Annotated in this window: 24 protein-coding genes, 12 tRNA genes and 1 other RNA gene; 7 read left to right on the top strand and 30 right to left on the bottom strand. The window is 66.1% G+C overall.

Going from position 1 to position 25,926, the window contains the following annotated elements; all coding sequences use genetic code 11:
- Positions 1 to 26 precede the first annotated feature (26 nt).
- Positions 27 to 344 carry a quaternary ammonium compound efflux SMR transporter SugE gene (gene sugE / locus E5790_RS05185; protein WP_005415486.1) on the bottom strand — a complete coding sequence of 106 codons (318 nt, stop codon included), beginning with the start codon at positions 342 to 344 and terminating at the stop codon, positions 27 to 29.
- A 301-nt stretch (positions 345 to 645) separates the two neighbouring features.
- Between sugE and ffs the strand changes: the two genes are divergently transcribed.
- Positions 646 to 742, top strand: an RNA gene (ffs, locus tag E5790_RS05190) — signal recognition particle sRNA small type.
- Positions 743 to 832: 90 nt separating this feature from the next.
- Here the strand turns inward: ffs and E5790_RS05195 are convergent.
- The 3 genes from E5790_RS05195 to E5790_RS05205 are packed head-to-tail and all read right to left on the bottom strand — an operon-like array spanning position 833 to position 2,735.
- Complete coding sequence (locus tag E5790_RS05195) at positions 833 to 1,222, bottom strand: nuclear transport factor 2 family protein (protein ID WP_111205555.1); 390 nt, start codon at positions 1,220 to 1,222, stop codon at positions 833 to 835.
- Positions 1,219 to 1,986 (bottom strand): MBL fold metallo-hydrolase, encoded by a 768-nt coding sequence (locus E5790_RS05200; RefSeq protein WP_046429135.1) that lies wholly within the window; start codon positions 1,984 to 1,986, stop codon positions 1,219 to 1,221. The genes E5790_RS05195 and E5790_RS05200 overlap by 4 nt, the downstream gene beginning before the upstream one ends.
- The gene (locus E5790_RS05205) at positions 1,986 to 2,735 is read right to left on the bottom strand and encodes a 3-deoxy-D-manno-octulosonic acid kinase (RefSeq protein ID WP_032958195.1); all 750 of its coding nucleotides are present in this window, start codon (positions 2,733 to 2,735) and stop codon (positions 1,986 to 1,988) included. Before E5790_RS05205 ends, E5790_RS05200 begins: the two co-directional genes overlap by 1 nt.
- A 20-nt stretch (positions 2,736 to 2,755) precedes the next feature.
- On the opposite strand from E5790_RS05205, the gene E5790_RS05210 reads away from it, so the two are divergent.
- Positions 2,756 to 3,802 carry a glycosyltransferase family 9 protein gene (locus E5790_RS05210; RefSeq protein ID WP_111205556.1) on the top strand — a complete coding sequence of 349 codons (1,047 nt, stop codon included), beginning with the start codon at positions 2,756 to 2,758 and terminating at the stop codon, positions 3,800 to 3,802.
- Between the two features lie 18 nt (positions 3,803 to 3,820).
- On the opposite strand, the gene E5790_RS05215 is transcribed toward E5790_RS05210, so the two are convergent.
- Entirely contained in the window at positions 3,821 to 4,225 is a 405-nt protein-coding gene (locus E5790_RS05215) for a DUF6165 family protein (RefSeq protein ID WP_014646159.1), read from the bottom strand.
- Positions 4,226 to 5,335: 1,110 nt separating this feature from the next.
- Positions 5,336 to 5,426: transfer RNA gene (locus E5790_RS05220), tRNA-Ser, on the bottom strand.
- A gap of 165 nt (positions 5,427 to 5,591) precedes the next feature.
- On the opposite strand from E5790_RS05220, the gene E5790_RS05225 reads away from it, so the two are divergent.
- On the top strand, positions 5,592 to 6,296 hold the full coding sequence (locus E5790_RS05225) for a PP2C family serine/threonine-protein phosphatase (RefSeq protein WP_014036153.1): 705 nt from the start codon (positions 5,592 to 5,594) through the stop codon (positions 6,294 to 6,296).
- A 111-nt stretch (positions 6,297 to 6,407) separates the two neighbouring features.
- On the opposite strand, the gene dnaQ is transcribed toward E5790_RS05225, so the two are convergent.
- From dnaQ to E5790_RS05240, 3 genes are read right to left on the bottom strand one after another with little or no spacing between them, the layout of a single operon-like run.
- Positions 6,408 to 7,139 carry a DNA polymerase III subunit epsilon gene (gene dnaQ, locus E5790_RS05230; protein WP_014646158.1) on the bottom strand — a complete coding sequence of 244 codons (732 nt, stop codon included), beginning with the start codon at positions 7,137 to 7,139 and terminating at the stop codon, positions 6,408 to 6,410.
- Between the two features lie 4 nt (positions 7,140 to 7,143).
- Entirely contained in the window at positions 7,144 to 7,596 is a 453-nt protein-coding gene (gene rnhA / locus E5790_RS05235; protein ID WP_014646157.1) for a ribonuclease HI, read from the bottom strand.
- A gap of 12 nt (positions 7,597 to 7,608) precedes the next feature.
- On the bottom strand, positions 7,609 to 8,253 hold the full coding sequence (locus E5790_RS05240; protein WP_041863105.1) for a methyltransferase domain-containing protein: 645 nt from the start codon (positions 8,251 to 8,253) through the stop codon (positions 7,609 to 7,611).
- A gap of 11 nt (positions 8,254 to 8,264) precedes the next feature.
- On the opposite strand from E5790_RS05240, the gene gloB reads away from it, so the two are divergent.
- Both gloB and E5790_RS05250 read left to right on the top strand, forming a co-directional pair.
- A complete protein-coding gene (gene gloB, locus E5790_RS05245) occupies positions 8,265 to 9,029 on the top strand; it encodes a hydroxyacylglutathione hydrolase (RefSeq protein ID WP_049440253.1) in 765 nt (254 codons plus the stop codon).
- On the top strand, positions 9,026 to 10,228 hold the full coding sequence (locus E5790_RS05250) for a lytic transglycosylase domain-containing protein (RefSeq protein ID WP_046429131.1): 1,203 nt from the start codon (positions 9,026 to 9,028) through the stop codon (positions 10,226 to 10,228). The genes gloB and E5790_RS05250 overlap by 4 nt, the downstream gene beginning before the upstream one ends.
- 175 nt (positions 10,229 to 10,403) lie before the next feature.
- Here E5790_RS05250 and E5790_RS05255 read toward each other — a convergent pair whose 3' ends face one another.
- The 18 genes from E5790_RS05255 to E5790_RS05340 all read right to left on the bottom strand — a co-directional run bounded on the left by E5790_RS05255 (position 10,404) and on the right by E5790_RS05340 (position 21,605).
- Positions 10,404 to 12,359, bottom strand: coding sequence for a peptidyl-prolyl cis-trans isomerase (locus E5790_RS05255; protein WP_049440257.1), 1,956 nt, complete (start codon positions 12,357 to 12,359; stop codon positions 10,404 to 10,406).
- Positions 12,360 to 12,540: 181 nt separating this feature from the next.
- Positions 12,541 to 12,617 (bottom strand) — tRNA-Asp (locus E5790_RS05260).
- Between the two features lie 106 nt (positions 12,618 to 12,723).
- A tRNA-Asp gene (locus E5790_RS05265) sits at positions 12,724 to 12,800 on the bottom strand.
- 87 nt (positions 12,801 to 12,887) lie between these two features.
- A tRNA-Asp gene (locus E5790_RS05270) sits at positions 12,888 to 12,964 on the bottom strand.
- A gap of 83 nt (positions 12,965 to 13,047) precedes the next feature.
- Positions 13,048 to 13,124, bottom strand: a tRNA-Asp gene (locus E5790_RS05275).
- Positions 13,125 to 13,150: 26 nt separating this feature from the next.
- Positions 13,151 to 13,225 (bottom strand) — tRNA-Val (locus E5790_RS05280).
- A gap of 11 nt (positions 13,226 to 13,236) precedes the next feature.
- The gene (locus E5790_RS05285; protein WP_004146343.1) at positions 13,237 to 13,509 is read right to left on the bottom strand and encodes an HU family DNA-binding protein; all 273 of its coding nucleotides are present in this window, start codon (positions 13,507 to 13,509) and stop codon (positions 13,237 to 13,239) included.
- A gap of 219 nt (positions 13,510 to 13,728) precedes the next feature.
- On the bottom strand, positions 13,729 to 16,176 hold the full coding sequence (gene lon / locus E5790_RS05290; protein ID WP_111205355.1) for an endopeptidase La: 2,448 nt from the start codon (positions 16,174 to 16,176) through the stop codon (positions 13,729 to 13,731).
- A gap of 143 nt (positions 16,177 to 16,319) precedes the next feature.
- Positions 16,320 to 17,609, bottom strand: a complete 1,290-nt coding sequence (gene clpX, locus E5790_RS05295; protein WP_014646099.1) for an ATP-dependent Clp protease ATP-binding subunit ClpX — start codon at positions 17,607 to 17,609, stop codon at positions 16,320 to 16,322.
- A gap of 126 nt (positions 17,610 to 17,735) precedes the next feature.
- Positions 17,736 to 18,362 (bottom strand): ATP-dependent Clp endopeptidase proteolytic subunit ClpP, encoded by a 627-nt coding sequence (clpP, locus tag E5790_RS05300; RefSeq protein ID WP_019659528.1) that lies wholly within the window; start codon positions 18,360 to 18,362, stop codon positions 17,736 to 17,738.
- 74 nt (positions 18,363 to 18,436) lie between these two features.
- Positions 18,437 to 19,732 carry a trigger factor gene (gene tig / locus E5790_RS05305; protein WP_014646097.1) on the bottom strand — a complete coding sequence of 432 codons (1,296 nt, stop codon included), beginning with the start codon at positions 19,730 to 19,732 and terminating at the stop codon, positions 18,437 to 18,439.
- A 189-nt stretch (positions 19,733 to 19,921) separates the two neighbouring features.
- Positions 19,922 to 20,006, bottom strand: a tRNA-Leu gene (locus tag E5790_RS05310).
- A 139-nt stretch (positions 20,007 to 20,145) separates the two neighbouring features.
- A complete protein-coding gene (locus tag E5790_RS05315; RefSeq protein ID WP_111205354.1) occupies positions 20,146 to 20,514 on the bottom strand; it encodes a hypothetical protein in 369 nt (122 codons plus the stop codon).
- A 220-nt stretch (positions 20,515 to 20,734) separates the two neighbouring features.
- Positions 20,735 to 20,810 (bottom strand) — tRNA-Lys (locus E5790_RS05320).
- A gap of 196 nt (positions 20,811 to 21,006) precedes the next feature.
- Positions 21,007 to 21,082: transfer RNA gene (locus tag E5790_RS05325), tRNA-Lys, on the bottom strand.
- Positions 21,083 to 21,161: 79 nt separating this feature from the next.
- A tRNA-His gene (locus E5790_RS05330) sits at positions 21,162 to 21,238 on the bottom strand.
- A 174-nt stretch (positions 21,239 to 21,412) separates the two neighbouring features.
- Positions 21,413 to 21,489, bottom strand: a tRNA-Arg gene (locus tag E5790_RS05335).
- A 39-nt stretch (positions 21,490 to 21,528) separates the two neighbouring features.
- Positions 21,529 to 21,605: transfer RNA gene (locus E5790_RS05340), tRNA-Pro, on the bottom strand.
- A 180-nt stretch (positions 21,606 to 21,785) separates the two neighbouring features.
- On the opposite strand from E5790_RS05340, the gene E5790_RS05345 reads away from it, so the two are divergent.
- Together E5790_RS05345 and E5790_RS05350 are read left to right on the top strand one after the other, a co-directional pair.
- Positions 21,786 to 22,544 carry a Bax inhibitor-1/YccA family protein gene (locus E5790_RS05345; RefSeq protein ID WP_111205353.1) on the top strand — a complete coding sequence of 253 codons (759 nt, stop codon included), beginning with the start codon at positions 21,786 to 21,788 and terminating at the stop codon, positions 22,542 to 22,544.
- An 89-nt stretch (positions 22,545 to 22,633) separates the two neighbouring features.
- Positions 22,634 to 23,254, top strand: coding sequence for a flavin reductase family protein (locus E5790_RS05350; protein ID WP_014646094.1), 621 nt, complete (start codon positions 22,634 to 22,636; stop codon positions 23,252 to 23,254).
- 11 nt (positions 23,255 to 23,265) lie between these two features.
- On the opposite strand, the gene E5790_RS05355 is transcribed toward E5790_RS05350, so the two are convergent.
- Genes E5790_RS05355 through E5790_RS05365 form a run of 3 tightly spaced genes read right to left on the bottom strand, consistent with a single transcriptional unit; the run spans position 23,266 to position 25,749 of the window.
- Complete coding sequence (locus E5790_RS05355; RefSeq protein ID WP_111205357.1) at positions 23,266 to 24,018, bottom strand: sulfite exporter TauE/SafE family protein; 753 nt, start codon at positions 24,016 to 24,018, stop codon at positions 23,266 to 23,268.
- A 25-nt stretch (positions 24,019 to 24,043) separates the two neighbouring features.
- Entirely contained in the window at positions 24,044 to 24,952 is a 909-nt protein-coding gene (locus E5790_RS05360) for a LysR family transcriptional regulator (protein WP_032961780.1), read from the bottom strand.
- A gap of 53 nt (positions 24,953 to 25,005) precedes the next feature.
- Positions 25,006 to 25,749 (bottom strand): cysteine hydrolase, encoded by a 744-nt coding sequence (locus tag E5790_RS05365; protein ID WP_014646091.1) that lies wholly within the window; start codon positions 25,747 to 25,749, stop codon positions 25,006 to 25,008.
- Positions 25,750 to 25,926: the final 177 nt, after the last annotated feature.

The raw sequence follows: 25,926 nt of genomic DNA on the forward strand, positions 1-25,926 counted from the left end.
CCATTCCCCGCCATGAGTAAATAAATTCAGCTGCTGGAGAGTTTCATCAGCACCAGGCCGGAAACGATCAACACCGCCGCACCGATCCGCATCGGGCTGACCTGCTCGCCCAGGAACACAATGCCAACCACGAACGCCCCGACCGCGCCGATGCCGGTCCAGATCGTATAGGCGGTTCCCAGCGGCAGGCTGCGCATGGCCACCGCCAGCAACCAGAAGCTGGCGATCATGCCGATGATGGTGACCACGGTGGGGGTGAGCCGGGTGAAGCCTTCGGACTGCTTCATGGACACGGCCCAGACGATTTCCAGCAGGCCGGCAAACAACAGATAGATCCAGGCCATGACGGCCCTCCTCTTGGTAGGGCCAGGCCGTCCTGGTCATTGGTTCCCGATGTGGGGGAGGTCGTTCCTCCTGGCCGGCATTCTAGCAACGGGGGTGGGTACCGGCCGCTGCCGCCGGAAGCGGGTTACAGCCGATTCAGTGCATGAAGCTGGCGTCGATGGGCCCGTCTGCGCTAGAATGCGCGTCTGCCATCGGCCAGCCCGATGTGCAGTCCGGCTGTGGTCTCCGGCGCGCCGCGCGCTGTTTCCCCTGATCCGTGAACTGGCCGCCCACCGGGCGGCCAACGTCTCTATGGTGGCCCCGTCGGCCCCTCGCGACGCTAGGTCGAAAACCCCGCCAGGGCCGGAAGGCAGCAACGGTATCGATCGACGCGGGCGCCGAGGTCAGCCGGCGGGGCCACCGCCTTTTCCGCACTGGGCTCAGATCCCTTTGCATGGCAAAGGGATCTGACCCCGGCTCCGCATTCTTGGCCCGGCATGGCACCGCGCTACCCTGCCTCGGGCGTGCCCTGGTGGAACACCATGCGCCATCTGTCCCCGTGCCGGCGCCACAGCGAACTGCGCAGCACCCAGTGCTGCAGCTGCCCATCAAGGTGATGGCGGCTGCGGTAGCGCACCTGGGCCAGGTCCTGCGACAGCAGCCAGACGGCGTACTGCTCCGATTCGATCTGCACCTGGGCACGCTCCAGCGGAATCTCCACCAGCGCGGCCGCACGGTCGTAGCACTGGCCGGAGCTGCCGATCTCGCTGAAATCCTCATCCAGCAATGCGGCCAGTTGCTCGCGCTCGGCACGCACCTGCGGCGCATGCAGTGCGCGCTCCAGCGCCTCCAGCCCGGCAGCCAACGCCGCATCTGCGGGCTGGCCGGTACCCCTCACGGCGGGTCCTGGGCCAGCACGTGCGGGGCGGTCGGGCTCGCCAGCGGCACGCACTGCCCCGGCTGCGCCACGCGGTGCCCACGCGCAGCCAGCGCCAGACCATCGGCCGCGCTGGCGTAGTGGTACAGCATCATCCGCGCCTGCAGTTCGGCGCTGTACTCACGCTCCAGATCGTCCACGCCGGTATGCGAGGGATTGCCGTGCAGGCCGCAATCGTGAGCGATCAGTTCGTTGTCACTGGCGAAGCGGGCCAGCATCTCCGGAATCGGCCGGGTATCGCCGCTCCAGGTCAGCGCGCCCTGCAGGCGCAGGCCATAGGCCGTCTCCGGCCAGTGGTGGCGCACCGGAAACACTTCCAGGCGCACGCCCTCGTGCCAGAACGCCTCGCCCACCACGATCAGCTGGAAGGCATCCCAGAAGTTCGCACCGCCCTCGGCCAGCACGTTCGGGTAATCCCCGATGCGCTTGTGCAGCAGCGGCACCACCGTGGCGGGCACGTACAGGCGCACCTTGCCGCGCCGGTGCGCATTGAAGAAGGTATCCACGAACAGGCGCTCGAAGCCGGCCACGTGGTCCAGGTGCACATGGGTGACGAACAGCGCCTGCGGCATCTGCCCGTAGTGCGCCTTGAATGCGGTCAGGCCTTCGCCACCACAATCGATGGTCAGCCATGGGCGCCCATCGCGCTCGATCACCGACATCGGCGACCCCAGCTCGACCGCCGACGCATTGCCGACGCCGAGGAAACGCAACGCCCAGTCCATCAGGTGCCCCGGTTCCAGGCCATGTCATAGGCACGGCGCAGCCGCGCGTAGTCCTTCTGCACGTCTTCCACGCTGCGCTCGCCGCGCAGCTTGATCAGCGAGCGCAGCAGGCGCTTGAGGTTGCGCTCGCGCCAGGCGGTCGCCGGGATGCGGATCACGCCGCGGTCGAAATCGATCAGCCAGCCATGGCCGCTGCCATCGAACAGGATGTTGTGCGCGTTGAGATCGGCATGGTCCAGGCCGGCACGATGGAAACGGGCAATCAGGCGCCCGGTCTCCTCCCAGGGAGCCCCCCGGCCGGCCACCAGTGCGCGGTCGGCCAGCGAGCGCACGCCCTCGATCCGCTCCATCAGGATCGCCGCCCGGTAGCGCAGGCCCTCGCGCATGTAGAACGCGGCGATCGGCCGTGGCACCGGCAGCTTTTTCTCGCGCAGGGCGCGCATCAGGCGGAATTCGGCGAAGCTGCGGGTCCGGTCCGAGCCGCGCCAGAGGTACTGGTCATGGCTGATACGGGCCGCCATGCCGCCGCGCAGGTAGTGGCGCAGCACGCTGGCACCGAACGGCGCATCGACGAACCAGGCGCTGCCGCGGCCGCCCTCGCCCACCGGCCGGGCCCTGCTGCCCCAGTGCTGGGGCGAGAACAGGCCGATCTCGGCTTGCCGCAGCCGCTCGCGGTCGAACAGAATGGCCCCGATGCCGCGACCCTCGCGGCATGGCGTCAGCGCTTCATTGGCGTCGAATGCGACCATTTCATTGAGTCTAACAACACATGGCATCAGCGTCCTCCTCCTTGTGCCTCCTGCGCCTGTCCGCACTTGGCGATGTCACCCACGTGGTGCCCCTGGTGCGTACCCTGCAGGCCGCGCGCCCGGACACGCCGATCCACTGGATCATCGACAAGGTCGGCCACAAGCTGCTCGACGGCCTGCCCGGCGTCACCTTCCATCCCTACGACAAGAAGAGCGGCATGGCCGGGGTCAAGGAACTGCGCAGGCAGCTGCCGCCGGGGCGCTTCGAAGCGCTGCTGCAGATGCAGGTCGCGTTCCGCGCCAACCTGCTGTCGGCCTTCATTCCGGCCGAGCGCCGCATCGGCTACGACCGCAGCCGCTCGAAGGACCTGCATGGGCTTTTCATCAACGAACGCATTCCTGACCGTCCCGGCATCCATGTGCTCGATGCCATCGGCAGCTTCTGCGAACCGCTGGGCCTGCGCCAGACCGAGGTCAGCTGGGACCTGGCCGTGCCGCAGTCGGCATATGAGTGGGCCGCCGCGCAGTGGCACGACGATGGTCGCCCGGTGCTGATGATCTCGCCGTGCTCCAGCCACGTGCGCCGCAACTGGTACGCCGACCGCTACGCCGCCGTGGCCAACCACGCGGTTACGCGCGGCTGGCAGGTGGTGCTGTGCGGCGGCCGCAGCGAACTTGAGCGCAGCATGGCCGACGCCATCCAGGCACAGCTGCACACGCCGGCGCTGGACCTGGTAGGCAAGGACACGCTGAAGCAGCTGCCCGCCCTGCTGGCCCGCGCCAACCTGGTGATGACGCCCGATTCCGGCCCGATGCACATCGCCAACGCGATGGGCGCCAAGGTGCTGGGCCTGCATGCGGCCAGCAATCCGAACCGCAGCGGCCCGTACTCGGATCGTCGCTATTGCGTGGACCGCTACGACGATGCGGCACGCAAGTACCTCGCCAAGCAGGCCACCGATCTGAAGTGGGGCACCAAGATCGAGTTCGACGATGTGATGGAACTGATCACCGTGGAAGACGGTATCGCTGCCTTCGAACGCTACGTCGCCGACCACCTGGGGTGAGCGGCAGGCCGCCCGGGATTACACGCGCTGCGCGTAATCCTGATAGGACTTCTCCTCCACGTACGCCGAGCCCAGCGCCAGGTTGATCGCCTTCTTGATGCGCGCGCGTTCGTCATTGCGCAGGTACACGCTGCGCGCCAGGTCGATGAAGCCCTGGTCGAACGCCTGCGCCTTCTCCTTCAGCCGGATGTCGTCCTCGATCTCCCACAGCTGCTCGTTGACCACCTTCAGCTCGGCACGCAGCCTGGCGATGTCCTTCACGGCCGCCGGGTGTGCCATCCAGGTCTGCTCCAGCGCCGACAGCTCCCTGCGCACGTTGGCCAGCTTGCCCTCGTCGCTGATGCGCTCGGACTTGATCTGCAGGATCGAAATCTTGTCCAGCAGCTCGCCGAAAGAAACGGGAACGAGGATTTCAGCGGTCATGGGGAAAAGCTCCAGCAGGTGATGCGTACATGGTAACCCGCAGCGTCCGCACGGATATCCCCGGTAGATCCACGTCATGCGTGGATGAGCCTGCCAGCAGGAACAGCATCCACGCACCGCGCGGATCTCAGTGATGCATCTGGAGGACCAAGCCCCTCTGTTGAGGGGCTGCCCCGACAGGGGCGGGGAGAGGCCGGCAAAGGGAGGGGCCCACACGTTGCACAGCAACGTGTGGGGCGACGCGCAGAGCGCGTCGCGTCCCGCGCCAGATCAGTACAGGGTCACTACGGCGTGATTCCCGCCGCGCATCGCACCGCGCGGATCTCCCGTGATGCATCTGGAGGACCAAGCCCCTCTGTTGAGGGGCTGCCCCGACAGGGGCGGGGAGAGGCCGGCAAAGGGAGGGGCCCACGCGTTGCGCAGCAACGTGTGGGGCGACGCGCAGAGCGCGTCGCGTCCCGCGCCAGATCAGTACAGGGTCACTACGGCGTGATGCCCGCCGCGCATCCACGCACCGCGCGGATCTCCCGTGATGCATCTGGAGGACCAAGCCCCTCTGTTGAGGGGCTGCCCCGACAGGGGCGGGGAGAGGCCGGCAAAGGGAGGGGCCCACGCGTTGCGCAGCAACGTGTGGGGCGACGCGCAGAGCGCGTCGCGTCCCGCGCCAGATCAGTACAGGGTCACTACGGCGTGATTCCCGCCGCGCATCCACGCACCGCGCGGATCTCAGTGATGCATCTGGAGGACCAAGCCCCTCTGTTGAGGGGCTGCCCCGACAGGGGCGGGGAGAGGCCGGCAAAGGGAGGGCCCACGCGTTGCGCAGCAACGTGTGGGGCGACGCGCAGAGCGCGTCGCGTCCCGCGCCAGATCAGTACAGGGTCACTACGGCGTGATTCCCGCCGCGCATCCACGCACCGCGCGGATCTCAGTGATGCATCTGGAGGATCAAGCCCCTCTGTTGAGGGGCTGCCCCGACAGGGGCGGGGAGAGGCCGGCAAAGGGAGGGGCCCACGCGTTGCGCAGCAACGTGTGGGGCGACGCGCAGAGCGCGTCGCGTCCCGCGCCAGATAAAGAAAAAGGGCTGCCTTTCGGCAGCCCTTTTTCTTTATCTGGCGGAGAGGGGGGGATTCGAACCCCCGAGGCGCTATAAACGCCTGCCTGATTTCGAGTCAGGTACATTCAACCACTCTGCCACCTCTCCGGGTGGTCCCCGGCGGACCGGGGACGCGCATCATACGAGGAAGTCAGGCCGACGACAAGTCATTCCGGTCAATGAAGTGAAAATTTCCTGGATGCATGCCTTGCCGGATGCCCGCAGCCCCCCGATGATGCCTGTCTCCCCAGCAATACCCCGCCCCTGCACACCATGATCGAATTCGGACACCTCACCCACCCCGGCCTGCGCCGCGAGCTCAACGAAGACACCTACTACGGTGACAGCGAGCTGGCCCTGTGGCTGGTGGCCGATGGCATGGGCGGCCACGCCTGCGGCGAGGTGGCCAGCGCGCTGGCGCGCGAAACCATCGTGCGCGAGATCCGCCGTGGCGCGCCGCTGGCCCAGGCCATCCGCACCGCCGACGAAGAGATCATCCGCGCCTCGCGGCGGCGCAACGACACCCTGCCGATGGGTACCACCGTGGTCGCCGCACGCGTGCAGGGCAATCGCTATGAAGTGGCATGGGTCGGCGACAGCCGTGCCTACCTCTGGCGTGACGGCCAGCTGGCACAGCTCAGCCAGGATCACAGCGTGGTGCAGGAACTGGTCGCGCAGGGCAACCTGACGGCCGAACAGGCACGCGCGCATCCACATCGCAACGTGGTCACCCAGGCGCTGGGCGTCACCGATCCGGCACATCTGAACGTGGCCACCACCAGCGGCGAGCTGCGCCCCGGCATGCAGCTGCTGCTGTGCAGTGACGGCCTGACCGAGGAAGTGGACGACCGCGGCATCGCCCGCACCCTCGCCTTCGAGGATGCAAGCGCACAGGAATGCGTGGACACGCTGGTCGCCGCCGCGCTCGACGGCGGTGGCCGCGACAACATCAGCGTGATCCTGGTGCGCTGCCATTAACCCGTAGATCCACGCCATGCGTGGAGGCGGTAGTGCCGGCCGCTGGCCGGTTCACCGGGAAACGTGTTCACGCAAATGCCGGCCAGCGGCCGGCACTACCTCTTCCAGGCATTACGCGCTGGCGGCCTCTTCCACCTTCGGCCCATCCCACAGTGCGTGGCCGGCCTTCTTGCGCAGCCGCTCCAGCCGCGCGGCATGCGCTTCCAGCTCCGACGGCGTGGCCATTACGCGCGGGCGCGGCAGCAGCTTGCTGGTATCGAAGGCCTGCAGCGCCGCACCGGCGCCACCGCCATCGTCATCCCCCAGGCCGAATCCGATCTCTTCCTGCCCCGAGGTCAGCGCGATGTACACGTCACCCAGGATCTGCGCATCGAGCAGGCCGCCGTGCAGCGCACGGTGCGAGTTGTCAACGCCCAGTCGCTTGCACAGCGCATCCAGCGAATTGCGCTGGCCCGGGAAGCGCTCGCGCGCCATCACCAGGGTATCGATCACTGTGCAGCGATCGGTGATCTTCCCGTACTGCGGGCCCAGCAGCGACAGCTCGTTGTCGAGGAAGCCCAGGTCGAACGCCGCGTTGTGGATGATCAGCTCGGCGCCATCGATGAAGGCCAGGAACTCATCGGCGATCTGCGCGAAGTCCGGCTTGTCAGCCAGGAACTCCAGGGTCAGGCCGGTGACTTCCTGCGCGCCCTGTTCGAACTCGCAGTCCGGCTTGATGTACTGGTGGTAGTTGTTGCCGGTCGGGCGGCGCTTGAACAGCTCCACGCAGCCGATTTCGACGATGCGGTTGCCCTTCTTCCATTCCAGGCCGGTGGTTTCGGTATCGAGGATGATCTGACGCATGGGCTCAGTTTACCGGGCTGGCGTCGCGGATCTGGATGGCCGCGTTGCGCGCCAGCGTATCCACCCGCTCGTTGTCCGGGTCACCGGAGTGGCCCTTTACCCAGCGCCAGTCGATCTGATGCCGCAGCGTCGCGGCATGCAGGCGCTCCCACAGCTCGCGGTTCTTCACCGGGTCGCCGCCGGCGGTCTTCCAGTTCTTGCGGATCCAGCCGGGCAGCCACTGCGTCAGGCCCTGCCGCACGTACTGCGAATCGGTATAGAGCACGATGTTGCAGGGCTCGGTGAGCGTCTCCAACCCGGAAATGGCCGCCATCAGCTCCATCCGGTTGTTGGTGGTGTGCGCTTCGCCGCCGCTCAGTTCACGCTCGTGGCCCTTGTAGCGCAGCAGCGCAGCCCAGCCGCCGGGGCCGGGATTGCCAAGGCAGGAACCGTCGGTGTGGATTTCGATGGTTTTCAATACAACTCCAGATCAGGTGGCAACGGTGCCGAGCCAACGCACCGGCAACGGTTTCGGCCCGGGCAGGGCCAGCGTGCGCTTTTCAGCATGGAACAGGCAGGCCGCGCGCAGCGGCGCCCAACCGCCCGTGCGGCGACTGCCTGCACCGCGCCAGAGCGGGCCGAGGTAACGCATATCGTCGCACTCCAGCCCGTGGCGGCCGAGCAGCAGGCGGATCCGCTGTGGCGTGCGCACCACCAGTCCGTGCTGGCGCCAATGCGTGCGGTAAGGGCTGAACGGGTTGAGGCTGCTCAGCCACAGGTGGCCGCCCGGCATCAGCACGCGCTCGCACTCGTCCAGCAGTCGCTCCGCATCGCCCGCGGTCACATGCTGCAGCACGACCGCGTTGACGCTCTCGCTGGCCAGCGGCAGCGGCAGCGCACAGCGGGTGTCGCCGGCATAGCCCTGGCCCTGCCGGAACAGCCGCAGCCCGCGCCCGCCCAGCTGCGCATCCTCCAGCCAGGCCGCACTCGGTGCGATCCACAGCCAGGGCTGCGTCGGCAGGACAGACAGCTGCGGCAGCAGCAACTGCCGCTCCAGCACGCGCAAGGAGCCCGCCGGTTCAGTGTCGAACCACGGGGCCTGGCTCGCTTGACGGGTGCTCTGCAGCGCGGGCATGGTCCAATTCTATGCGACTGACTGCCCTGCCCGCATTTGCGGACAACTACATCTGGACGTTGATCGACGACGCTGGCGCCGCCGTGGTCGTCGATCCCGGCGATGCCGCGCCGGTGCTTGCGCTGGCCGATCAGGGCCTGCGCGTGGACACGATCCTGCTCACCCATCATCACGATGACCACATCGGTGGCGTGCCCGCGTTGCGGGCACGTTTTCCCGGTGTACGGGTCATCGCGCCCGTCGAGGAGCGCATCCCTGCAGCGACCGAGCGGGTCGGCGAAGGTGAACGCGTTCAGGCACTGGGCCGGACGTTCCACGTACTATCCGTGCCCGGGCATACCCGCAGCCACATCGCGTTTCACACTGCTGAACATCTTTTCAGCGGAGATTCGTTGTTCAGCCTGGGCTGTGGACGCCTGTTCGAAGGTACGCCGTCCCAGCTGCTGGCATCGATGCGCAAGCTGGGTACCTTGCCCGCGCAACTGCTGCTTTGTTGCGCCCACGAGTACACCGTGTCAAATGCCGTCTTCGCGCGGCATGTCGACCCCGCCAACGCTGCCCTGTGGCAGCGCCAAGAGGAGGCTTTGGCCATGCGCCGCGATGACCGTTCCACCCTGCCGGTAACCCTGGCCAACGAATTCGACTGCAATCCGTTCCTGCGTGTGCACACGGCGCCGATCCGCGCGGCAGTGTCGGCGCACCTGGGCCGCGACGTCGTTGACGACGTCGACGTCATGGCCGGTCTCCGGCACTGGAAAGACGGCTTCCGCGCATGATGCGCCGAAGTCTGCCGCTGGCCCTGGGCCTGGTCCTGGGGCTGGCCGGAACCGCCGGTGCCCAGTCGCTGGGCGCGGGCATCGGCCAGAACCTGGCCGCCGCGGCGGCCCTGCCGCTGGATCCGGCCGCGTTGCCGGCCGCGTCGGTCCGCAATGGCCAGGAGATCTTCTCCAGCTTCCGCGACGGCCTGGCCGAGCCCACCTGCAATGCCGAGGCCACCAGCCCGCGCTGGCAGAAGCAGTTCGCCCACGCCCCGTCGCGCCTGGCCAACCAGGATGACGATGCGCTGGTGCTGTTCGGCTACGTGGTTGAAGAGCTGCGCAAGGCCAACCTGCCTACCGAATTCGCACTGATCCCGTTCGTGGAAAGCGGCTACCGGCCCAATGCCCGCAATGGCAGCGGCCCGACCGGCCTGTGGCAGTTCATCGCCACCACCGCGCGCAACCACCGCGTGCCCATGGCCAACGGCTACGATGGCCGCCTGTCGGCGGTCGATTCCACCCAGGCCGCAGTGCGCTACCTGAAGACCCTGCACGGCATGTTCGGCGGCGACTGGCGCCTGGCCACCATGGCCTACAACGCCGGTGAGTACCGCGTGTTGCAGTCCATGCGCAAGGCCGGCATGAACGCGCAGAACGCCAAGCCGTCGGCGCTGCCCGGCCTGTCGCCGGTCACCCATGCCTACGTCGAGAAGCTGCACGCCCTGGCCTGCGTGCTGGAAGACGTGGAAGACCAGCCGGGCGTGATGGCCTCGCTGGACCGCACCGTGCCGGTGCTGAAGGACCACACCCTGCCCGCCGGCACCAGCGTCCAGCAGTGGGCCGCACAGCGCGCCCTGGACCCGGCCAGGATCGCCCGCCTCAACCCCGCCCTGGCGGGCGGTGGCCGCGCCTCGTCGGGTACCACCCGCGTGCTGGCTCCTGTCTCGGCTGCCAATGCGACGGTGGCGGACACCGCATCCGCCCTGGTCGCCAGCGCTGCGCCAGTCGCCACCGCAGCACCGACGCCGCAGGTGGCCAAGACCGTCGCCGCGATCGCTGATCGTCCGCGCAGCCGCCGCCACACCGTGCGTGATGGCGAGTCGGCCTGGACCATCGCCCGCCGCTACGGCATGCCGGTCAAGGCCCTGTTGTCGCTGAACGGCCTGAGCGGCAGCAGCGTGCTGAAGCCGGGCGCCGTGCTGCGCGTGGAAGACTGAGTCCGGCGCGGCACCGCCGCGCCCTGCCCTGTTTCCTGCAGAGCCGAGCCCTTGCTCGGCTTTTTCATGCCTGCGCCCGGCAGACGCAGTCGAGCATGGCTCGACGCTACACATCGGCAGGCACAAAAAAAGGCCCGGCAGTGCCGGGCCTTTCTCATGGATGCAGCCGCAAGGCTTACAGGTTCGCCTCGGTGGTCTGGATCACGAACTTCTTGCGCATCGCCTCGATGTAGGCCTTGGCCGCGGCCATGCCATCGATCTGGCTCAGCTGTTCCTTCAGCTGCTTCTGCTGCTCTGCAGTCACTTCCTTGATGTCGCCCGGATTGACCTTGTTCACCGCGAACAGCAGCGCGTGGCCATTGACGTCGACCTTGCCATAGCTCGGCTTGCCTTCGGCCGGCACCGGCGCACTGAAGATCGCGCGGTTGATTTCCGGGGTCGGCACCGGCTGGCTGCGCGGCAGGCCCGGCATCGGGCTCAGCTGCAGCTTCTCGCTGGCGGCCAGCGACTGCAGGGTGGCACCCGCCTTCAGCTTGGCCAGGATCGCATCGGCCGCCTTGTCGCTGGCCTGGCGCTGGCGGTCAGCGCGGATCGCGGCGATCACCTGGTCACGAGCCTTGTCCAGCGGCAGGGCCTGTTCCGGGGTGTGCGCAGCCACGCGGATGACCACGCTGTGGTTGGTCGCGCCCCCCAGGGCGATCGGGTCACTGGCGGTGCCGTCCTGCACCAGCACGTCGGAGAACGCCGCACGCAGCACGGCCGGGTCAGCGGCAATGCCACTGGCGGTCGCGCGGGTGATCGGGCCCAGCGTCTGCAGCGGCAGGTTCACCTCCTTGGCGGCAGCGGCCAGGTCGCTCGGGCTCTTGTTGATGGCATCGACCAGGCGACCGGCCAGCTCGTTGAAGCCACGCTCACCGTCGGCCTTTAGCTGTTCGGCGGCCAGCGTGTCACGCACTTCCTCGAACGACTTGCCCTGGCCACCGCGCACAGCGGCCACCTTGATGATGTGGTAACCGAACTCGGTCTTCACCGGGCCGATCACATCACCGGCCTTGGCCGCAAACAGCGCGTCCTCGAACGGCTTCACCATCGCACCGCGCTCGACCCAACCCAGGTCACCGCCCTGGTCCTTGGAGCCCGGATCTTCCGAATTGGCCTTGGCCAGCGCGCCGAAATCGGCACCAGCGGCCTTGGCTTCGGCAGCGATCCTGCTCGCCTTGGCTTCTGCACCGTCACCGGTGATCAGGATGTGCGAGGCCTGGCGCTGCTCCGGCGAGGTGAACTTCGCCTTCTCGTCTTCATAGCGCTTGCGCAGGGTGGCTTCATCGGCCGCCGCCGGTGCCGGAAGGTTCGCGCCGTTGATCTCGACGTATTCCAGCGACACGCTCTCGGCCTGGCGGAAATCCTTGCCGTGGCTGTCGTACCACTGCTTGATCTGCTCATCGGTCACCGGCGCGGTATCGGCCGGTACGGGCGGCAACGCGGCCAGCTCGACGTCGCGGGTTTCGCCCAGCAGCTTCAACAGGCGCTCGGTCTCGGCCTGGGTGACGAAGCCGGAGCTCTGCAGGCCCGACGGAATCACCGACTGCTGCAGGCTCTCGCGCACCAGCTCCTGGAACTGGGTCGGCGTACGCGGCGGGTTGCCGCCGGCCAGGGCCAGACGATAGTTGTTCTCGTTGAACTTGCCGTTCGAATCGAGGAATGCGGGCATGGTCGCGATGTACTCGCGCACCGCGCCGTCGCCGATCACCACGCCTGCCTGCTCACCGACCAGGCGCACGACCTGCTCGTCGATCAGCTGATCGAGCACGGCCATCTTGTTCTCGGTGCTCTCGAACGCGCGCGGGTCGAAGTTGTCGCCCTGCTGCTGGCGCTCACGCATGCGCTCCTGCTCGAAACGCGTGCGGAAATCCTGCGAGCTGATCTCGTGGTGCTGCCACAGCATGCGCACCGGCCACCACGACGGCGCCGAACGCCACCAGGTCGGCGGCGCGGAAACCTTGGCCACGTTCTGTGCGCCAACGCCACCGAGGTAGCTGTTGTCGATCACGAACAGGAACGGAATCATCAGCAGCCCCAGGATCACAGTGACGATCCAGCCTGAGGTCTTGTCGCGGAGTTTCTGCAGCATGGTGAGGAATCACAAGGCCTTATTGGCGAGCCCGGCAGTGTAACCCGCTTCGCCGCAGGGACCAAAAGCAGCGCCAGCGCGGCCTGCGCCCACATCGGCAGGCATGCGCCATCCGTGTGTCGGCCATTTCCACCATGGCGCAAAGAAAAAGCCCCCGGCTTGCGCCGAGGGCTTTTGAAGTTGGCGGAGCGGACGGGACTCGAACCCGCGACCTCCGGCGTGACAGGCCAGCATTCTAACCAGCTGAACTACCGCTCCGCGCTTGAACTTTGCAGGCGCCCAGTATATCCGAAGACTCCCTGGAAACCCAGCCCGATGAACACTTTTTTCAAAGTTTTTTCACAGGGACTTAAGAATTCTGCAATGGCGGAGCGGACGGGACTCGAACCCGCGACCTCCGGCGTGACAGGCCAGCATTCTAACCAGCTGAACTACCGCTCCGTTCTTGCAAAAACCTTTTCGCCTTCCTTCCGAACCTGTCGGTGAGAAGACAAGGCCCCCAGCTTCAGGCCGGGGGCCTCGATGTAGTGGCGGAGCGGACGGGACTCGAACCCGCGACCTCCGGCGTGACAGGCCAGCATTCTAACCAGCTGAACTACCGCTCCGCGTTGTTACCTTTTTTGCTTTCAGCCGGCCTGGACCGGGGAGAAAACAAAGCCTCCAGCTTTTGGCCGGAGGCCTCGTTGAATGGCGGAGCGGACGGGACTCGAACCCGCGACCTCCGGCGTGACAGGCCAGCATTCTAACCAGCTGAACTACCGCTCCACACTCAAACTTTTACCGCGGTGCTGTGGTGGGTGCTGAGGGTTTCGAACCCCCGACCCTCTCCGTGTAAAGGAGACGCTCTACCGCTGAGCTAAGCACCCCAGCGAGCCGCTTAGTTTACAGCATCCTTCAGGGCCTTACCAGCCTTGAACGACGGATTCTTCGAAGCAGCGATCTTGATGGTGTCGCCGGTCTTCGGGTTGCGGCCGGTGCGGGCAGCACGGTCGCGGACCTGGAAGGTACCGAAGCCAACCAGGGTGACCGCATCGCCGTCCTTCAGCGCCTTGGTGACGGCAGCAACGACGGCATCGACAGCGCGGCTGGACTCGGCCTTGGTCAGGTCTGCAGCTTCAGCAACGGCATCGATCAATTCGGTCTTGTTCATTCTCTACAACTCCTTTGGCGGTGGGTTCCGCTTATTCGACAGGGAAGCAACCGCACGCGCTCTGCATGCGGCCGCCATGTGGAAACGGTTCGCCGAATTCAGCGATCGCCAGACTGCGATCACTCATTCGCGAGTGCTGCTTTTATACCAGTGGCCCTACCCCCACGCAAGCTGGAAAGCCAGCAACGACGCGGGTTTCGGGCCATTGGACAGCGCGCGTCAATGCTTGACGCGCGCGTTTCCACTCGGTTTGGCCTTGCTGCGCACCGTGACACGTTGCGCACTCTTGCGCGCCTTCTTCGGTGCCAACGGACGCTCCAGCGCCAGGTCCAGGACTTCTTCGATGTACTTCACCGGCACGATCTCCAGATCGCGGGTGACGTTGGCCGGGATGTCGGCCAGGTCCTTGCGGTTCTCCTCGGGAATGATGACCGTGCGGATTCCGCCACGCAGTGCGGCCAGCAGCTTCTCCTTCAGTCCACCGATGGCCGTGACGCGACCACGCAGGGTGATCTCGCCGGTCATCGCCACGTCGGCACGCACCGGCACCTTGGTCAGCATCGATACCAGCGAGGTGACCATCGCCGCGCCGGCACTCGGGCCGTCCTTCGGCGTAGCGCCATCGGGCACATGCAGGTGCACGTCGTGCTTCTGCAGGAAGTCGCTGTCGATGCCGAAGCCGACGGCGCGCGAACGCACCACCGACAGCGCCGCTGAAGCCGATTCCTTCATCACGTTGCCGAGCTGGCCGGTCAGGATCAGCTGGCCCTTGCCCGGCACCAGCGTCGATTCGATCTGCAGCAGATCGCCACCCACCTCGGTCCAGGCCAGGCCGGTGACCAGGCCGATCTCGTTCTCTTCCTCGGCACGGCCGAAGTCGAAGCGACGCACGCCCAGGTACTTGTCCAGGTTCTTGCTGGACACGCTCACCAGCGCCTTCTTCTTCGCGCCCTTCTTCGCCTTCGCCGGCTGCGGGCCGGCCAGCGCGATCTCCTTCACCACCTTGCGGCAGATCTTGGCGATCTCGCGTTCCAGGTTGCGCACGCCCGACTCGCGCGTGTAGTAGCGCACGATGTCCTGGATGGCGTCACTGCCGATCTCCAGCTCTTCCGGCTGCAGGCCGTTGGCCTTGACCTGCTTGGGAACCAGGTAACGGGTGGCGATGTTGAGCTTCTCATCCTCGGTGTAGCCGGGGATGCGGATCACTTCCATGCGGTCCAGCAGCGGGCCGGGAATGTTGAGCGAGTTCGAGGTGGCCACGAACATCACTTCAGACAGGTCCAGGTCCACTTCCAGGTAGTGGTCGTTGAACGCGTTGTTCTGCTCAGGGTCGAGCACTTCCAGCAACGCCGAGGACGGATCGCCGCGGAAGTCCATCGACATCTTGTCGATCTCGTCGAGCACGAACAGCGGGTTCTTGCTGCCGACCTTGTTGAGGTTCTGCACGATGCGGCCCGGCATCGAACCGACGTAGGTGCGACGGTGGCCACGGATCTCGGCCTCGTCACGCACGCCGCCCAGCGACATGCGCACGAACTTGCGGTTGGTGGCCTTGGCGATGGACTGTCCCAGCGAGGTCTTGCCCACGCCCGGCGGCCCGACCAGGCACAGGATCGGGCCCTTCATCTGCTTCACGCGCGACTGCACCGCCAGGTATTCAAGGATGCGTTCCTTGACCTTCTCCAGCCCGTAGTGATCGGCATCGAGGGTGTCCTGCGCCACCTTCAGGTCCTTGCGAACCTTGCTGCGCTTCTTCCACGGCACGCCCAGCAACCACTCCAGGTAGTTGCGCACGACCGCCGCTTCGGCCGACATCGGCGACATCTGCTTGAGCTTGTTCAGCTCGTTGCGCGCCTTGGCCTCAACGGCCTTCGGCATGCCGGCCTCGGCGATCTTGCGCGCCAGCTCTTCAAGCTCGCCAGGCGCATCGTCCAGGTCACCCAGTTCCTTCTGGATGGCCTTCATCTGTTCGTTGAGGTAGTACTCGCGCTGGCTCTTCTCCATCTGCGACTTCACGCGGCCGCGGATGCGCTTCTCCATCTGCTGCACGTCGATCTCGCCGTCGACCAGGCCGACCAGCATCTCCAGGCGGTCACCGACGGCCAGCGTTTCCAGCAGGCGCTGCTTGTCGGCCAGGCGCACGCTGATGTGCGCGGCGATGGTGTCGGCCAGGCGCGCCGGCTCATCGATGCCCGACAGCGTCTGCAGCAGTTCCGGCGGCAGCTTGCGGTTGGTCTTCACGTACTGCTCGAACAGCGACATCAGCGAGCGGGCGATCGCCTCGACCTCGCGCGCTTCGCGCTCGTCGCTGGCGTCGATCTCCACGGCCTGGCCGTGCAGCGAGCCGTTGCGCTCGTCAACGTGGGTGACCTGCACGCGCGACAGGCCTTCGACCAGCACCTTGATGGTGCCGTCGGGCAGCTTCAGCAGCTGCAGCACCTGCGCCAGCGTACCGACCTGGTAGAGGTCGGCCGCATGCGGGTCGTCGGTTTCGGCCGACTTCTGCGCCAGCAGCAGGATGCGCTTGTCCGCCTCCATTGCCTGTTCGAGCGCGTGCATGGACTTGTCACGGCCGACGAACAGCGGAATGACCATGTGCGGGAACACCACTACGTCGCGCAGCGGCAGGACCGGCAGGTCGAGGGTTTCACTTGGGGAACGGGCCATGGGGGCTCCAGGGAAGGGGGAAAACCGCCTCCGGGAGGGCATCTTCCGGAGACAAAAAAAGCCGATGGCCCCGTTATGGGGCCATCGGCTTTCAGATGCAAGGCATTCCTTGAAAATCCTTTCCAATCAATAACCTGGAAGGATCACTCGGCGCCTGCGGCCTTCTGTTCAGGGACCGCCGGGGTCTGGTAGATCAGGTACGGCTCGGACTTGTGCTCGATCACCGATTCGTCCACCACCACCTTGCTGACGTTTTCCTGCGACGGCAGGTCGTACATGGTGTCCAGCAGGACCGATTCGACGATGGTGCGCAGGCCACGGGCACCGGTCTTGCGCTTGAGCGCCTTCCTGGCGATGGCCGACAACGCGTCCGGACGGAACTCCAGCTCGACGTTCTCCATCTCGAACAGCTTCTTGAACTGCTTGGTGATGGCGTTCTTCGGCTCGGTCAGGATCTTGATCAGGGCCGGCTCGTCGAGCTCCTCCAGGGTCGCCACCACCGGCAGGCGGCCGACGAACTCCGGAATCAGGCCGAACTTGATCAGGTCTTCCGGCTCGACTTCGGCCAGCACCTTGCCCACTTCCTGCTTGCGCTCGCTGCTCTTCACCTTGGCGCCGAAGCCGATGCTGCCGACGTCGGTGGAACGGGCCTGGATCACCTTGTCCAGCCCGGCGAACGCGCCGCCGCAGATGAACAGGATGTTCTTGGTGTCCACCTGCAGGAATTCCTGCTGCGGATGCTTGCGCCCGCCCTGCGGCGGAACGCTGGCCACGGTGCCTTCGATCAGCTTCAGCAGGGCCTGCTGCACGCCTTCGCCGGACACATCGCGGGTGATCGACGGGTTCTCGCTCTTGCGCGAGATCTTGTCGATTTCATCGATGTAGACGATGCCCTGCTGTGCCTTCTCGACGTCGTAGTCGCACTTCTGCAGCAGCTTCTGGATGATGTTCTCCACGTCCTCGCCCACGTAACCGGCTTCGGTCAGCGTGGTGGCGTCGGCCATGGTGAACGGCACGTTGAGCAGGCGGGCCAGGGTTTCGGCCAGCAGCGTCTTGCCCGAACCGGTCGGGCCGACCAGCAGGATGTTCGACTTCGCCAGTTCGACGTCGTCGTTCTTCTGCCGGCTCTCGATGCGCTTGTAGTGGTTGTACACGGCCACGGCCAGGGTGCGCTTGGCGCGGTTCTGGCCGATCACGTACTGGTCGAGGACCTCGAGGATCTCGCGCGGCTTGGGCAGCGAACTGCGCGCCGACTGCGCCTTTTCCTCAAGTTCCTCACGGATGATGTCGTTGCACAGCTCCACGCACTCATCGCAGATGAATACGCTCGGACCCGCAATCAGCTTGCGCACTTCATGCTGGCTCTTGCCGCAGAAAGAGCAGTAGAGGATCTTGCCGGTGTCCGTGGAACGACCTTGGCGGTCTTCGCTCATGCTTCGCTTACCCAGTTACCCCACCCGCTGAACGGGGGTTCGATTCGAGAATAGCACAGGGCCGAGGGGACACCAGTCCCGCCCGACCCTGCAGGAACGGGGCCTCCCTGGCCCCGTGAAGGCCGGTCAACCGGCCTGGATCGACTCATCCGGACGACGCTCCAGGACCTGGTCGACCAGACCGTAGGCCTGCGCCTCGAAGGCGCTCTTGAAGTTGTCGCGCTCGGTGTCGCGGGCGATCGTCTCCAGCGACTGGCCTGTGTGCTTGGCCAGGATCTCGTTCAGGCGCGAACGCAGGGTCAGGATCTCACGCGCGTGGATGTCGATGTCGGTGGCCTGGCCCTGGTAGCCGCCCAGCGGCTGGTGGATCATCACACGCGAGTTCGGCAGCGCATAGCGCTTGCCGGCTTCGCCCGCGGCCAGCAGCAGGGCGCCCATCGAGGCGGCCTGGCCGATGCAGGTGGTGCTCACATTCGGCTTGATGTACTGCATGGTGTCGTAGATCGCCATGCCGGCGGTGACCACGCCACCCGGCGAGTTGATGTAGATGTTGATGTCCTTTTCCGGGTTCTCCGATTCCAGGAACAGCAACTGCGCCACCACCACGTTGGCCATGTGATCGTCGATCGGGCCCACGAGGAAGATCAGGCGCTCCTTCAACAGGCGCGAATAGATGTCGTAGGCACGCTCGCCGCGGCTGGTCTGCTCGACCACCATCGGAACCAGGTTCAGGGCTTTGGTTCGGTTGTCCATTACGTGAGGTACCTATCTTGGGGGGCAACAACCCCGCGCCGGCAAAGGCGCGGGGCATCCGGTGATCCGCCGGCTTACTGGCGGATCGCGTCCTGGAACGACAGCTTCTCTTCGGTGTGCTGGGCACGCTCGGCGATCCAGTCGATCACCTGCTCTTCCATCACACGGTTCTGCAGGCCAGACATCAGCTGGGGGTCGTTACGGTACATCTCAATGACCTGCTCCGGCTCTTCGTAGGTCGAGGCGATCAGACGCATCGTTTCGTTCAGGCGCTTGGCTTCCAGGCGCAGGTCGTTGATGCGGGCCACTTCACCGACCAGCAGGCCGACCAGCACGCGCTTGGCGGCGGCGTCCTTGAAGCCTTCGTGGGCATCGGCCGGGATCTCGCCGACGTTCTGGCCGTTGCGGCGCAGCTGCTCGACCTGCTGGGCCAGCATGGCGCGGGCTTCGTTCTCGACCAGGCGCGGCGGCATTTCCACCGACGAGTAGGCCGCGATCAGCTGCTCGCCCACTTCGCGGCGCAGGCGGTTCATCAGCGCGCCCTTCAGCTCACGCTCCAGGTTGGCGCGGATGTCGCTGCGGAACTGCTCGACGTCGCCACCCTTCACGCCGAAGCTCTTGATGAAGGCTTCGTCGACCGCCGGCACGACCGGCTCGGACACGTCGGCAACCTTGACGGTGACCTGCACGGTCTTGCCGGCCAGCACCGGCACGCGCCAGTCAGCCGGGAACTCGACGTCCAGGGTCTTCTCTTCGCCCTTGGCCAGGCCGACCAGGCCCTTTTCGATGGTGTCGAACATCATGCCCTGGCCGAGCACGATCGAACCCTTCTCGGTGCCCTCGGCCGGCAGGCGCTCTTCGCCGGCCTGCGACCAGGTTTCGACCGCGACCAGGTCACCGTCCTGCGCGCCACGGCTGACCGGGGCCCAAGTGCGACGCTGGTTCTGCAGGTTCTCGATCATCTGGTCGATGTCGGCGTCGGTGATCTCGGCGGTGTGGCGCACGACGGTCAGCTTGCTGACGTCGATGTCGCCGAAGTCCGGCACCACTTCCACGGTGGCCACGAAGGAGAACTCACCCTCGTCGCCCTTGTCGATGCGCGGGCTGCCGACGACGCGCAGGTCGTGCTCGCGCACGGCCGCGTCGAAGGTCTCGCGCAGCAGGCCGTCCAGCGCCTCGCCACGGACCTGCGCGCCGAAGCGCTGCTCGATCACCTTGGCCGGCACCTTGCCCGGACGGAACCCCTTGATGCGGGTGGTACGGGCGATTTCGCCCAGGCGGCCGGCGATGTGGCTCTGCAGACGCTCTTCCGGCAGCGAGAAGCTCAGGCGGCGTTCCAGGTTGCCGGTGGATTCGATCGAAGCTTGCATGTTGACTCCTGCCACCGGTGGCCCAGGCCCCCGGCTCGATGATTGGGATGAAACGGTTGTTAGGACACGACGTCTGGGACGCGCCTGCTTGCCGCAGCCCTTTAGTTTCGCCCAATTCGGCCTGCACTGCCAGCGCGTGCCGGTCAAGGGGGCGCCGATGGCCCGATCAGGGCGGGGACAGGCCGGCACTGGTGCGAAAGGGGGGACTCGAACCCCCACGCCTTGCGGCACTGGAACCTAAATCCAGGGCGTCTACCAATTCCGCCACTTTCGCGTGGCCGGCACAGGTGTTCATTGTCGCAGGCGGCGACTGGAATCGGAAGGCCTGCACAAAGCTGAATCCACTACGCTCCGCGCCATCGCTGCATCGCGGCCAGCCCGGCGGGTGCGCGACCCGCCGGGCTGGCCGCAGCCTACTGCTGCGGTACCGTGCGGGCCGGCGCCGCGCCTGAGCCCGGGTCGACGGCCGCATCCACCTTCCGGACCTCCACGCCCCCATCGTCGGTGCGACGCAGGGCCACCGACGCCGGCGCAGCCCTGCGCACATCCACCGAACCGTCCGCATTGCGCTGTACGTCCACCGCGCCGGGCAGGACCTCCCCCTCCGCGGGCCGGGCCGGCCGCAACTGCATGGCGTCGTCGATCTGGCGCGCCGGAATGCGCTCTGCGCCCGGATCACGCTCGACAGCCTGCGCGGGATCATTGCCCGGCGTGCAGGCCGCCAGTGCCATCAACGCGAAGGGAATCCACACCGTGCCGTGCAATCGAGTGATCTCAGCCATCAACATCTTCCTTCCTGCATGCGCCATCGGCGCGGAAGATCTATTGGGTGCGATGCAGGACGCCATGCGGTGAGAAGCAGTGCACAGCATTGAAAACACTGATGACGCGTATGCCCCTGATTTCAGCACTGCTTCAGTAGATCCACGCCATGCGTGGATGAAGCGCAACCCGGCGTGCGGGCAAGAAAAAAGCCACCTGGATGACCAAGTGGCTTTCGTCTGGTGGGCTGTCAAGGATTCGAACCTTGGACCTATTGATTAAGAGTCAACTGCTCTACCAACTGAGCTAACAGCCCGAAATCGGGGCGCGAATTATGACCCGATCCGCTCGGTGGGTGCAAGCACTTTCTTCAACATCGTTGAAACCAGCACTGCGATCCCGATGCGTTGCAGATCCACGCCAGGCGGGGCCCTGCAACGTGTGGCCCATTGAAACGAAAGGGTCACACCTATAAGAAAAAAGCCACCTGGCGTACCAGGTGGCTTCCGTCTTGGTGGGCCGTCAAGGATTCGAACCTTGGACCTATTGATTAAGAGTCAACTGCTCTACCAACTGAGCTAACGGCCCGTGAAACTCAGACGCGCATTGTAGCGTGCTTTCTGTTTATTGCAATACCGTTTCGGCTGCGCCGATGCGGTTGAATCAGTGGGGTGGCTGAGGGGATTCGAACCCCCGACCACCGGAATCACAATCCGGTACTCTAACCAACTGAGCTACAGCCACCACTGAAACTTTCGCTCCACCGCCGATACCGCCAGCACTGGAACCTTGAAACCTTGCCTGGAGACTGTCACCGAAGTTCCGGTCCGCCGAAGCGAGTCCGATATTCTGGTGGAGTCTTTACGCTTTTGCAAGCACTTCTTCACATCCGCCGATGCGATCCCGCTGTCCCGCCAATGGCGCGCCCGACAGGAATCGAACCTGTAACCGCCGGCTTAGAAGGCCGGTGCTCTATCCAGTTGAGCTACGGGCGCCCGAACCGGAACGGTGTCCAATCCGACGTGACGTGGGATTGGTCGGGGTAGAGGGATTCGAACCCCCGACATCCTGCTCCCAAAGCAGGCGCGCTACCAGACTGCGCTATACCCCGGTCTTGCAATCCCCTCAAGTCAGGCCCGGGGAGTTGGTCATTGTCGCCAAGCGCGTTGGGAACTGTCAACGAAGGATGCGCAGTTCCGCGGCCTGCCACAACGCCGAAAGCAGTCATCGGCTATGCTCACGCCCATCGGCCGGATGGCCGCCCTGACCCTCATTCGCACGGAGAACACGCATGCGCAGCGGCAACCCGGCTCTTTCCGAGTCGACCTTCCTCGACCTCGCCAGCGGTTCGGTGGTGACCAGCCCCGACCAGGCAATGACCCTCAACGGCACCGTCAACAAGACCGGTTTCCTGCTGCTGTTGACCGTGCTGACGGCCGCTTTCGCCTGGAACCAGACCATCGACGACTACGGCCAGGTCATGGCCGGAGCCAGGTTGTATGCCATGGGCGGCGCCATCGGCGGCCTGGTGCTGGCGCTGATCACCATCTTCAAGAAGGAATGGTCGCCGTTCACCGCGCCGATGTATGCGCTGGTGGAAGGCGTGTTCCTCGGCGCCATCTCGGCCCTGTTCAACGCCAAGTTCCCGGGCATCGTGTTCCAGGCCGTGCTGCTGACCTTCGGCACCCTGTTTGCGCTGCTGTTCGCGTACCGCAGCGGCGTGATCAAGGCCACCGAGAACTTCAAGTTGGGCGTGGTCGCCGCCACCGGCGGCATCGCCCTGCTCTACCTGGCCTCGTTCGTGCTGGGCTTCTTCAACATCAACGTGCCGGTGATCCACGACTCCAGCTGGCTGGGCATCGCCTTCAGCCTGTTCGTGGTGGTCGTGGCGGCGCTGAACCTGGTGCTGGACTTCGACTTCATCGAAACCGGCGTGGCCCAGCGCGCGCCGAAGTACATGGAGTGGTATGGCGCATTCGGCCTGATGGTGACCCTGGTCTGGCTGTATGTGGAGTTCCTGCGCCTGCTGTCGAAGATCCAGCAGCGCTGAGTCCAGCCACGCCGAGAGAGACAAGCCGCGATCCGCAAGGGTCGCGGCTTTTTTGTAGAGTCGAGCAAGCCCACACGTCCCCTGCCCCCATGCCCGACACCTTCCACAGCTACCGCCCGGCAGAGGGCCACCGTCTGCCGCATGACCCGTTCAACGCCATCATCGGCCCGCGCCCGATCGGCTGGATTTCCAGCCGCGACGCACAGGGCACGTTGAACCTGGCGCCCTACAGCTTCTTCAACGCCTTCAACTACACCCCGCCGATCATCGGCTTCTCCAGCCAGGGCCGCAAAGACTCGCTGCGCAACATTGAAGCCACCGGTGAATTCGTGTGGAACCTGGCCACCTTCGACCTGGCCGAGGCGATGAACGAAAGCTGCCGTGCGGTCGCGCCGGATGTCGACGAGTTCGTCCTTGCCGGTCTGACGCCACTGGCCTCAACGCAGGTCACACCGCCCCGCGTGGCACAGAGCCCGGTAAGCATGGAATGCCGCTGCACGCAGATCGTCCGCCTGCGCGATGCCGCCGGCCAGGACACCAACGGCTGGCTGGTGCTGGGCGAAGTGGTGACGGTGCATATCGATGAACGGCTGCTGGTCGATGGCATCTACGACACCGCTGCGGCGGCCCCGATCCTGCGCGGCGGCGGGCCTGCCGACTACTTCCGCATCGGTGCCGGACAGCGCTTCCGCATGTTCCGCCCGACCTGACGTTCAACCGGTTACGACCGCGCCAGCAGCGCCGGCATCGACGACGCCAGCAATGCGATGCCCGACGCGGTCAACAGGCTCAGTACGATCTGCCGGAAGCGCGCCTCGCTGATGCCGATGTAGACGCGCGCACCCAGCAGGGTCGGCACCATCATCGCCGGCGCCACGATGGCGAAGTACGGCAGCATCTGCCGGCTCACCAGGCCGCTGCCGACATAGGTGGCCATGGTCACTGCCAGCATCGCCAGGTTGAAGTTCTGGATGACCGCGCGCTGCTCGTCCTTGCCGAAGCCACGCAGCGTGCTCCACAGCGTCGGCACCGGTCCGGCGAAACCGCCGATGCCGCTGAGCACCCCACCTGCCATGCCGGCGATCGCGTCACCGATGCGACCACCCACGCGGATCGGCGGCAATGATCGCGCCATCAGCATCACCGGGCACCACAGCGCAAGGAAGCCGCCCAGCAGCGCCTTGAACCAGTCCATGTCCAGGTGTGGCAGTACCATCACGCCGAGCGGAATGCCCGCCAGGCCGCCCAGCACGAACGGCAGCAGCAGGCGCAGGTTGAAGCCACGCCGCACGGTGAACACGGCCACCAGCTGACCGACCAGCGCGCCGAACACCGACAGCGCAGCGGCCAGTCGCGGCTCCAGCCCCCATGCCCAGAACGACATCGCTACCATCCCGAAGGCGAAACCGGTCAGGCCCTGTACGAATCCGGCGACGATCGCGCCAAGCGCGACCAGCAGATACACCGACTCCATCATCACCCCGGCTGCAACCGCGCGACTACCCTGCCGCGCTCACCTGTGCAGCGTAGTGCGCCGCGAGATGCTCGACCAGCGCACGCACCTTGGGCGCCAGTGCACGTGCATGCGGGTACAGCGCGAAGTAGCGTCGCTGGCCCGCATGCCAGGCCGGCAGCACGCGGATCAAACGACCGGCGCGCAGATCCTCCTGCACGGTGAAGGCGGTGAACAGGCTGATGCCCATGCCGGCCAGCGCGGCGGCGTACAGTGCGGGCGTGGCATCCACGCGCAGGCGCTGCCCGGCTTCGATGCTCGCGGTTGCGCCGCGCGGCCCCTGCAACTGCCAGGGCGGCATTGCTGGCGTGGGACTGAAACCCAGCAGCGTGTGATGAGCCAGGTCCGCTGCCTGCCGCGGCAGTCCGTGGTGTGCCAGGTAGGCCGGTGCGGCGACCAGGATGCGCGGGCAGCTGGCCAGCTCGCGCGCGACCAGCTGGCTGTCCGGCAGTGAAGCCGCGATGCGCAGGGCCAGGTCGAAACCACCACCGACCACATCGACCAGCTGGTCATCGGCCGACAGGTCCAGCGTGACCTGGGGGTAACGCTGCAGGAATGACGGCAGCCAGTGCGGCAGCTCCTGGCTGGCCACCACCTGCGGCACGCTGATCCTCACGCTTCCACTGGGCTGCGCCTGCCCGGCACGGGCACGGTCGTCGGCTTCCTGCAGGCGGTCCAGCAGCGTTGCCGCCTCACGGTAGTAGTCGCGCCCGGCCTCGGTCAACGACAGCCGGCGGCTGTTGCGATCGAGCAGGCGCACCTGCAGGTGTTCTTCCAGCTGCCGCAGTTGCCGCGACATCGCCGAGTGGGTGGTACCGAGGCGCTCGGCTGCCGCGGTGAAGCTGCCCGCATCGACGATGGCGCGCAGTGCACGCAGGGCAGCGAAGTGATCCATCGGCGGGCAGCTCCACGTGGCGGAGCCCGCGGCATGCGGGCCCCGCCAGCTTATCAAGCGCCGTCGCCGGCCTTGCGCACCGGCAGTGCCAGGATCGCGTCAGTCGTCATGACATCGCCGAAGGCGTCCTCGATCTGGGCCAGAGCGGCTTCATGCAGCGTGCGATGGCCGATGCGCCGGCCGCCAGCCAGGTCCAGGTCACGGCTGGCGCTGGCATCGGACGAGACGATCACCCGGTAACCACGGGGCGCGGCCGCCGCGTCGCGCGCGGCACCAGCCACGCAGGCATGGGTCTGCAGGCCGGTGACGATCAGGGTGTCGATGCCGGCGTTCTTCAGCAGCGGGTCGAGCACGGTGGAGGACGCGCCGGCGAACACGCTGACATTGTCCTTCTGCACCACGGTCTCGCCCTGGCGCGGCTGCAGGTCGCGATGGAAGGCAGCATTGACGCTGCCCTGTGCGAACAGCGGCGCACCCGCCGGCAGCACGTGCTGCACATGGATCACGCGGATGCCATGAGCATCGGCGAATTCGACCACCCGCTTCGCCTGCCGCAGCGCGGCCACGCCATCGGGAATGACCATGCGGCCACCGGCAAAGCCCGGTGCGGCCGTGGCATCGAAGTACTCATTCTGGAAGTCGATGACCAGCACGGCGGTCTTTGCCGCATCCAGCGAGGTCGCGACCGGCGCGCCAGCCATGTGGCGGATGGTGGGATGGGCCGGCTCGGCGGCGGCGACCGGGGCGGTGGTGGCCATGCCGATCAGGCTGGCCAGGCCGAAGGCGGTGAGGTTCATGTTCGAGCTCCAGTGCGTTGGGAAGTGGGCACAGGATGCGGAGCGCATGACGCACGAACCAGCCGCGTAGCGGCACATGTTCTGTGCAATGTACGCACAGACAATTTCCATGTAGAGCCACCCCATGGGTGGCTGCGGACCAAGGCCCCGTCATTCCACGCACGGCGTGGATCTACC

The organism is Stenotrophomonas sp. PAMC25021 (genome assembly GCF_004795795.1).
GTDB classification, from domain to species: domain Bacteria; phylum Pseudomonadota; class Gammaproteobacteria; order Xanthomonadales; family Xanthomonadaceae; genus Stenotrophomonas; species Stenotrophomonas muris.